This window comes from Nevskia soli (genome assembly GCF_903970205.1).
GTDB lineage: Bacteria > Acidobacteriota > Terriglobia > Bryobacterales > Bryobacteraceae > Bog-113.
Genome location: NZ_CAJCHS010000375.1, coordinates 1 through 6,076, shown reverse-complemented (window position 1 = coordinate 6,076; position 6,076 = coordinate 1). Strand labels below are relative to the sequence as shown.

Annotated in this window: 6 protein-coding genes; 4 read left to right on the top strand and 2 right to left on the bottom strand. The window is 59.0% G+C overall.

The genetic code is table 11. The features are described from left to right. On the bottom strand, positions 1-659 hold a 659-nt coding region (locus tag H1Y01_RS16360; RefSeq protein ID WP_180541579.1), incomplete at its 3' end, for a discoidin domain-containing protein. A 113-nt stretch (positions 660-772) separates the two neighbouring features. On the opposite strand from H1Y01_RS16360, the gene hisS reads away from it, so the two are divergent. From hisS to H1Y01_RS16340, 4 genes are read left to right on the top strand one after another with little or no spacing between them, the layout of a single operon-like run. After that, positions 773-2,020: a histidine--tRNA ligase gene (gene hisS, locus H1Y01_RS16355; RefSeq protein ID WP_180541578.1), complete on the top strand. Its 1,248-nt coding sequence runs from the start codon at positions 773-775 to the stop codon at positions 2,018-2,020. 6 nt (positions 2,021-2,026) lie between these two features. After that, the gene (gene aspS, locus H1Y01_RS16350; protein ID WP_180541577.1) at positions 2,027-3,787 is read left to right on the top strand and encodes an aspartate--tRNA ligase; all 1,761 of its coding nucleotides are present in this window, start codon (positions 2,027-2,029) and stop codon (positions 3,785-3,787) included. Positions 3,788-3,811: 24 nt separating this feature from the next. Next, positions 3,812-4,744: a malate dehydrogenase gene (gene mdh / locus H1Y01_RS16345; RefSeq protein WP_180541576.1), complete on the top strand. Its 933-nt coding sequence runs from the start codon at positions 3,812-3,814 to the stop codon at positions 4,742-4,744. Next, positions 4,745-5,104 (top strand): 2Fe-2S iron-sulfur cluster-binding protein, encoded by a 360-nt coding sequence (locus tag H1Y01_RS16340; RefSeq protein ID WP_180541575.1) that lies wholly within the window; start codon positions 4,745-4,747, stop codon positions 5,102-5,104. Between the two features lie 305 nt (positions 5,105-5,409). Here H1Y01_RS16340 and H1Y01_RS16335 read toward each other — a convergent pair whose 3' ends face one another. Then, a complete protein-coding gene (locus H1Y01_RS16335; protein ID WP_180541574.1) occupies positions 5,410-5,862 on the bottom strand; it encodes a hypothetical protein in 453 nt (150 codons plus the stop codon). Positions 5,863-6,076: the final 214 nt, after the last annotated feature.

The window sequence follows — 6,076 nt, the reverse complement described above, 5'->3', positions numbered from 1 at the left end:
GTTCCGTTGGGGAGAGTAATCCAATTGCCTTCGTTATCGGTATAGAGCGGATCGGGACCGGTCCAGTACTGAATCTTGTATTGAGTCGCATAGGGATTGGCCCAATTGATCTGGATGGCGTTGACCGGCTGCTTCGATCCGAGGTCGAACATGATCCACTGCGGGTGGTCCGCATCCGGATCGTTGGTGTAAGTGTGACTTAGATAGGGATTGCTTTTCCAGAAGGTGGTGGGGTCGCCGTCATCGACGCGCGAGTATCCGCTGCTGGTGCCCTGGTCGAAAGTGAAGCCGCTGCGCGGTAAGTTGAATCCGTGAGTATGCGCGATGGGCTGGGTGCTGGTTGCGCTGCTAATCCAATAGCCGGATTGGCCCGGACCGCTGTAGGTACCTTCGGGGTTCCAGTGCCAGTCCTGAACGCTTAGTTCGGTGTAGAGACGGTAGGTCAAAGGTCCGAAGCCGGCGGACAGCATCTGCGGAATGTTGGTCGAGGTGTAGACGTTGTTCACCGTGCCGGTGGGGACTCCGTCGACACCGGCGCCGAGCGCGAGCATCGGACTGAAGGTGTTCGTCACGTGGCCGGAATGGATGTCGACCGTTACCGCGCCGGTTTGGGCCAACACGGGAGTTAGGGCGGTGAAAAATAGCGCGAATTTCAGCATGCTGGCTCGCATCGTACTTCTTTTGCGTTGCAGTGCGCAACTGCCATCGTTCCAAGTACTTGGTGCGCGGGATGTTAGCATAAAACTTCCTGTACTAAGACCCTCGAAACATCATGATTCGTGCAGTGAAAGGCACACGGGATTTGTTGCCTCCCGAAACGGCTGTGTGGAATCGCGTGGAACGCGTCGCGCGCGAGGTGTTTCACGCCTACAACTACCACGAGATTCGCACGCCGATTCTGGAAGAGACGCAGCTTTTCGCGCGCGGTGTGGGGGCCGAGACCGACATTGTCACCAAGGAGATGTATACGTTCGAGGACCGCGACGGAACCTCGTTGACGCTGCGTCCGGAGAACACGGCGGGGGTGATCCGCGCGTATATCGAGCACCGGTTGGATCAGCGGCCCGGCGTGCAGAAGCTGTTTTATATGGGTCCGATGTTCCGTCGCGAGCGGCCGCAGAAGGGACGCTACCGGCAGTTCTTTCAGATCGGCGCGGAGGCGATCGGGTCCGAATCTCCGGCGGTGGACGCGGAAGTGATCGAGCTGGTGATCGAGATTCTGTCGCGATCGGGGTTGACGCATTCCGAGCTGCTGATTAATTCGGTGGGGTGTCCGAAGTGCCGACCGGGGTACATCGAGAAACTGCGGGAAGCGCTGCGGCCGTTCATTCCACACCTGTCGCCGGATAATCAGCGGCGCGCCGAAACGAATCCACTGCGCGTGCTGGATTCGAAGGTTCCGGAAGATGAGCCCGTCATCGAGCAGCTCCCGTCGATTCTGGATTCGCTGGATGCCGAGTGCCGGGCGCATTTCGAAGCGGTGCAGCAATATCTGTGCGATCGCGGGATTCGGTTTGAGATCCGGCCGCGGCTGGTGCGCGGGCTCGATTACTATACGCGCACTACGTTTGAGGTCGTCCACGGAAATCTGGGGGCGCAGAATTCGGTGCTGGGCGGCGGGCGATACGACGGGCTGGCGGAAGAGTTGGGCTCGAAGATTCATTCGCCGGGGATTGGGTTTTCGATCGGTGAGGACCGGCTGGTTATGGCCGTAAGCGAGGGCGAAGCCGCGACGGAGTTGGCGCTGTATATCGCGCCTTTGGATGAACCGGCGCTGCGTCATGCGGGGGTGCTGGCGCGGGAGTTGCGGGCTTCCGGGGCTTCGATTGAAGTGGGCGGCGCGGCGAAATTGAAACGGGCCATGGAGATTGCGAATAAGGTGGGCGCGCGGCGGGTGTTGATTATCGGAGATGAGGAACTGGCGGCGCACGAGTACTCGCTCAAAGACATGCGGTCCGGCGAGCAGGAGCGCGTCAGCCGCGCGGAACTTGCAGGACTTCTTAACGCGCGATTGAATTAAATCAAAATGCAACTCGACTTTCTGGGCAATCTGAAGCGGACGAACACGTGCGGCGACCTGCGCGTGAGCGACGTCGGCAAGCGCGCGATCGTGATGGGCTGGGTGCACCGGCGGCGCGATCTGGGCGGCGTGATTTTCATCCATCTGCGCGACCGCTACGGCGTGACGCAGCTGGTGTTTTTCGAGGGTAGCCCGGCGCACGATCGGGCCGAAGAGCTGCGAACCGAATATGTGATAGCCGCGGAAGGCGTCGTGTCGGTGCGCACTCCGGAGACGATCAATCCGAATCTGCCGACCGGAGAAGTCGAGATCCTGGTCGAGACGGTTTGGATTCTGAACGAGTCGCGCACGCCGCCGTTTCCGATGGAAGATTCCGTTGACGTTTCGGAAGACGCGCGGTTGAAGTATCGTTATGTCGATCTGCGGCGGCCGCGCATGCAGCGCAACATCATCCTGCGTTCGCAGATCACGTTCGCGGTGCGGGAGTTTTTGACTTCGCAGCAATTTCTGGAGATCGAGACGCCGTTTATGACGCGGTCGACACCCGAAGGCGCGCGCGATTATCTGGTGCCGAGCCGCGTCCAGCCGGGCAATTTCTATGCGCTGCCGCAATCGCCGCAGATCTTCAAGCAGCTGCTGATGGTCAGCGGGTACGACCGCTATTTCCAGATCGTGCGCTGCTTCCGCGATGAGGATTTGCGCGCGGACCGGCAGCCGGAGTTTACGCAGATCGATCTCGAGATGTCGTTCCCGCAAGAGGAGCAGGTGTTCGAGGTGATCGAGCCGCTGATGCAGCGCGTTTGCCAAGTGGCCGGCTTCGAGGTGCCGCTTCCCTTCCCTCGTATGACGTACGCGCAGGCCATGCAGCTGTACGGGATCGATAAACCGGACCGGCGCATTCCGCCGATGACGAGCGTCGCCGATTTGTTGCCGGCGTTGGTGGCACATGGGCTGCCTTTGGTGGCGATCCACATACCGAATGTTGGCGCGTTGACTCGGAGCGAGCGCGACATATTGAAAGAGGTTGGAAAAGGCCGCGGGCTGCGGGTTTTCGACGATCTGAAGCGGTTGGATCGCGACTCGCCCGGCGTGGTGGAACAGATCCGCGCACGCACCGGCGCGACGGAGAACGATCTGCTGCTGGTGGCCGGATGGGCGGACGATCCGGTGGGGCATCGTCCCGAAGAGACGATGCTGAAAGCCGCCGGTGAGCTGCGTTTGTTTGCGGCGCAGAAGTACAACGACCGGCACAAGCTGCTGGATCCGAAACGCTTTGAGTTTTTGTGGGTGACGGATTTCCCGATGTTCGAGTGGGATGCGGAAGATCAGCGCTGGATGGCGGCGCATCATCCGTTCACTTCGGTGCATGATGAGGATCTGGATAAGTTGACCAGCGATCCGGCGCGGTGCCGGTCGAAGGCTTACGACCTGGTGTTGAACGGGACGGAGTTGGGGTCGGGGTCGATCCGAATTCACCGGCGCGACATTCAGACCAAGGTGTTTGCCGCGCTTGGATTCAGCGATGAAGAAGCGCGGCGAAGGTTCGGATTTCTGCTGGATGCGCTGGAGTATGGGGCGCCGCCGCATGGCGGGATCGCGCTGGGGATCGATCGAATTGTGATGCTGCTGGCCGGGGAGACGTCGATTCGCGATGTGATCCCGTTCCCGAAAACCGCGCGCGGGACCGACCTGATGTGCGACGCGCCATCGGCCGTGCCGGACCGGCAGTTGCGCGAGCTGGGGATACAGCTGCGAGTACAGAGTTAGTAAGTTCCTGAAGGAGAAAGTAAGTTGCGAAAGAAGATAACTGTCGTCGGCGCCGGGAATGTGGGCGCGAATTGCGCGATGTGGATCGCGGCGAAAGAGCTGGCGGATGTGGTGCTGGTGGATGTCGTCGAAGGTGTTCCGCAAGGTAAGGGCTTGGACCTGTTGCAGGCCGGACCGATCAATGGGTCGGACATTCGCATTGCCGGTTCGAACGGGTATAGCGAGAGTAAAGACTCGGACGTCTGCATTATTACCGCGGGCTTCCCGCGCAAGCCCGGGATGAGCCGCGATGACTTGCTGATCGCGAACTACGAGATTGTGAAGGCGGCTACCGAGCAGTTGGTGAAAGAGTCGCCGAACGCGATCCTGATAGTCGTCTCGAATCCGCTGGATGCGATGGCGCAGACCGCGCTGATGGTATCTAAGTTCCCGAAGCAACGTGTGATCGGGATGGCGGGCGTGCTGGATACGGCTCGGTTCCGAACGTTTCTTGCCGAGGAGTTGCAGGTATCGGTCGAGAACGTGACTGCTGTGGTGCTGGGCGGGCATGGCGACACGATGGTGCCGCTGGTGCGGTTGTCTAGCGTGTCGGGGATACCTTTGACGGAGTTGTTGTCGAAAGAGCGATTGGATGCGATTGTCGATCGGACTAAGAATGGCGGGGCGGAGATCGTGAAGCACCTGAAGACGGGGAGCGCGTATTATGCTCCGTCGGCGGCCGCGGTTGAGATGGCGGAATCGATCCTGAAGGATAAGAAGAAAGTGCTGCCTTGCGCGGCTTATCTGGAAGGTGAGTACGGGATCAAGGGCTTGTTTGTAGGAGTGCCGGCTAAGTTGGGCGCGGCGGGGATTGAGAAGATCTATGAGATCCAGTTGAGCGACGACGAGAAGGCTGCGCTGCATAAGAGCGCCGCGGCGGTACAAGAGCTGGTCGACGTTCTGAAGAGTAAGCAGTAGATGCCTAAAGTTACTTTCCTGCCTTCGGGCGATGTATTTGAGTTTGAGCACGGCAAGCTGCCTTACTGCGACCATGGGAAGCCGGAATCGATCCTGGACGTGGCGATGCATTTCAACTTTCATCTGGACCATGCTTGTGGCGGCAATAATGCGTGTACGACCTGCCATGTGGTGGTGAAGCAGGGCGCGAATCACTTGTCCGAGATGGAAGATGACGAGGCGGACCGGGTGGAGACGGCCGCGGATGTCCAGCTGAGTTCGCGGCTGGGGTGCCAGGCGGTGGTGAAGGGCGATGTGGTGGTTGAAATACCGGCCTGGAATCGGAACTATATTAGTGAGGGCGGTAAGTCGACTTTGTAGGGATTTTGGGGAGTTTTTTTGCCAAACGAGAATTCTCTGTAGGTGGTTGATATAGCGTAAGTTACGGAATTTGGGTTTTTCGTTTTGTTTATGTTTTTTGCGGGGGAAATCGGTGTGCGCGGGTGGTGAATGATTCGGATGTCTTTGCATGGTTGGACTGCGCGCGCGTCACTTACTTCGGCTCCTCGACTTAGGTTTAGCATTCGTGAGGGCTGACTTAGGCGAAATTGCGTCGTAAGAGCTTGACTTATTTGGCAAAATAAGTCCGATGAATCCGTCACCGGCCGCGGAGCTTGAATCCGGTACTAGTGTTCCGCCGAGAGCCTTTCAATAGTGGCTTCGGAGTAGGCGCTCCGGGTTGTCCTGTTCATCGAAGTGCCAGAGTTCGAGGACGTTGAGGCGCTTCTCCGGCGGAATACGATGGTAACGGTTCCGGTCAACGAAAACGTCGCGAAGGTTGAGTAGACCAGGGGAGATCCGTTGTAGTCGGTATCGCGGTCGGCGACTAGAGTTCTGAGGCCCGCCTGCAGCTGTCCGTCGTTGAGTGCGGGCACGGTTTCGATCTGGTGGACGAGGGACGCATCGATGAGGGCGTTTAGTTGGCGGAGTTTTCGGGCCTGATGAGCGTCGCCTCCGGGTGTGCTCAGCTCATGGCGAAGCTGCGCCGCGGCGATCACTGTAGAGCGCGGGGGCAATAGGGCGCCCGTGATTGGCGGCGTGGAAATCGCGAGGAGAAACAGGAATACGCTGGATCGCATCCGCTGCAAGAATAGCGTAAACAATTCCCTTCGTGCTATTCTTTTATTTCTGTTACGACAGAAACGACAGACATGACGGACTTAAGCGCAACGCAGCGCAAATTCATTCTGCATTGGGGGGAATTGGGCACTCGCTGGGGTTTGAACCGGACCGTGGCGCAGATTCACGCGCTGTTGTATCTATCGCCGACGGCGCTTACGGCCGATCAGGTGG

Excerpts from the sequence above, each read along its gene's own strand:
- hisS (WP_180541578.1), top strand. The coding sequence starts at position 773 with ATGATTCGTGCAGTGAAAGGCACACGGGATTTGTTGCCTCCCGAAACG.
- aspS (WP_180541577.1), top strand. The coding sequence starts at position 2,027 with ATGCAACTCGACTTTCTGGGCAATCTGAAGCGGACGAACACGTGCGGC.
- H1Y01_RS16340 (WP_180541575.1), top strand. The coding sequence starts at position 4,745 with ATGCCTAAAGTTACTTTCCTGCCTTCGGGCGATGTATTTGAGTTTGAG.
- H1Y01_RS16335 (WP_180541574.1), bottom strand. The coding sequence starts at position 5,862 with ATGCGATCCAGCGTATTCCTGTTTCTCCTCGCGATTTCCACGCCGCCA.